Origin of the sequence: Salinivibrio sp. IB872 (assembly GCF_001995345.1) — a bacterium.
In the GTDB taxonomy this organism is placed as follows: Bacteria; Pseudomonadota; Gammaproteobacteria; order Enterobacterales; family Vibrionaceae; genus Salinivibrio; species Salinivibrio proteolyticus.
Genome location: NZ_MUFO01000098.1, coordinates 1 through 1386, shown reverse-complemented (window position 1 = coordinate 1386; position 1386 = coordinate 1). Strand labels below are relative to the sequence as shown.

The following is a 1386-nucleotide window of genomic DNA, read 5'->3' as shown; positions in this document are numbered from 1 at the left end:
GAATTAAAAACAAGCCGATAGCGGCAGCTATTGCAGAGCGTATTTGATTTATATCGCGATATAAAAAAGTATGAACAAAAAACAGAGTCAAAGCCAAAAAAACATATTTCGAATACCGATAATAATTTAGTGACGCAAGACCTATTGAAATTGAAGCTATTGAAAGAAAGAGATAAACATAACTTGTCGAGAACTCACGAATCATTGAGCCAATTAAAAGATAGCCTGGCTCCATTCTAGTCTCTGAAAAGGAATATATAAACTCTCCCGTCAGCCAAGAGCTAAAACTAGGAATCTCTAGGAACTTCTCAATATAGTTTAAGTCATCAGCCCCAACACCAGCCTTTCTGAAACCTGCAAAAAGAACCAGAATTATTACCGTGGCAGTGTAGAAAAAAGGCTTTAGTTTGTTAAACTGCTTATAATTTTCCATAACCGAAAAAAAAGCAAGCCAACCAAAAACAAAAAAGTATGGTGCCATAATTTAACCTTACTTGGCTGGATCACCTTGCCAAAGGTTCCCCATCCAAAGATCATGCTCCTTGCTACTAAAATCTCCTCTGCCATTCTCATGTGCAAACGTCATTTCTCCAAAGTAGATTTTTCCACCTACATTGTAAAAATCTACTCGAACATAAGTGAAAGGCTCGCTCAACACTTTTGACAAGTATAACATCTCTTCGTAATTGTCGGGTTCATCTATACTTGATTTAACACAAGGATACTTCATTGAGAAAGGAATCCAATTCAAACCTTCGTCAAAAAAAGACCGGTTGTGATTTGTACTACGATCATAATCTACATGTAATAAAATTTTATGACCATTATCACCTTGTTTAAACACATGGAATTTGTAATCTTTTAGATCTTTTTCGCCGTTTTCAGGATATATCCGTTTTTCAACTAAAACTTGCGGTTTTATCTCGCTATACCAAGGTTCTCTTTGATACTTCCCAAAGTCGATAGTTAGCTGATGGTTAACATCATCACATGCAGCTTTAAGATCTACTTGAGTCATATCTGTTGTTAACAAATACACAGGACCAGAGTTATGATTAGCTTTTAGTAAACAATCACCATGCTCTTCAAGTAATGAACGAGCTTTTTTTACTGTTATACAACTGCCCGTGAAAAGAGTAGGAATGATGTACTTCTCGCCAATTTTGGAGGCGACATAATCTTTAACCGCTATTTTATCTGCACAAGTACTAAACAACGGATGATTAGCATTTTTCTTACGGTAATTTACTTTTTCATTGTATGTTCTCGGATTCTTAAAGTTAGGAATGTATCTATTATTATAGACAAACCGAAGCCAAAAATATAGATTACGGATGAAACCTACTTTTTTTAATGTTTCCTTCATTTTTGTTCCCAGTATAATTT

Annotated in this window: 2 protein-coding genes; both read right to left on the bottom strand. The window is 35.0% G+C overall.

Features of this window, described 5'->3' with window-relative positions:
- A partial coding sequence (locus BZJ18_RS16990; RefSeq protein WP_131825306.1) for an EpsG family protein occupies window positions 1-481 on the bottom strand: 481 nt, incomplete at its 3' end.
- Between the two features lie 9 nt (window positions 482-490).
- On the bottom strand, window positions 491-1386 hold an 896-nt coding region (locus BZJ18_RS16985), incomplete at its 5' end, for an ATP-grasp fold amidoligase family protein (RefSeq protein WP_241825008.1).